Origin of the sequence: Desertibacillus haloalkaliphilus (assembly GCF_019039105.1) — a bacterium.
Taxonomy (GTDB): domain Bacteria; phylum Bacillota; class Bacilli; order Bacillales; family KJ1-10-99; genus Desertibacillus; species Desertibacillus haloalkaliphilus.
On record NZ_JAHPIV010000055.1, the window covers coordinates 1 to 647 of the forward strand.

Sequence of the window (647 nt, forward strand, 5' to 3'; positions counted from 1 at the left end):
GACTGGAATTGCAATGGCCACAGCACACGTAACCGAATAAATAACAGCCTCAAGCCAAAATGTTTGTTTTGAGCGCTTACTTTGGTCAACGACACGTATAAGGTAGATTAAACCTGCAATAAATCCAACCCCTAGAATCCCTTGACCAATAGCAGTGGTTATCACATGAATATGAAGCCAGTAAGTTTGCAAGGCAGGTATTAAAGGCGTAACTTCGCTTGGGAATACTGATGCATAGGCAATGATCACAATTCCAACAGGCATTGAGAAAATACCTAATACCGGCTTCTTATAAATAAGATAAAGAATGAGAAACGCAAAAATAATGGTTAATCCTAAGAACGTGGTATATTCAAACATATTACTAACCGGGGCATGTCCAGCCGCAATCCACCTAGTGACAAAATACCCTAGTTGTGCTAAAAATCCTGCACACGCCAGACCAAAGCTGATCCATCCCCACCTCTTCGTTTTATTAACTGATTTACTATTTTCATAATAGATCGTAATAGAGAAAGCAATTGTCGCGAAAATGTAGATAAAAAACGCCGCGAGCAATAGATTACTACTTAGTTCGACCATATTGTAACACTCCCAAACTACTTATTTGTCTTCTGTCCTATCGACCGGCTGTTCGAGCTCTGCCT

General features: G+C 40.2%; 1 protein-coding gene. It reads right to left on the reverse strand.

Features of this window, described 5'->3' with window-relative positions; genetic code table 11:
• Nucleotides 1-582, reverse strand: a 582-nt coding sequence (gene ccsA / locus KH400_RS20805) for a cytochrome c biogenesis protein CcsA (RefSeq protein ID WP_217227908.1), incomplete at its 3' end; no start/stop codon positions are given.
• Nucleotides 583-647: the final 65 nt, after the last annotated feature.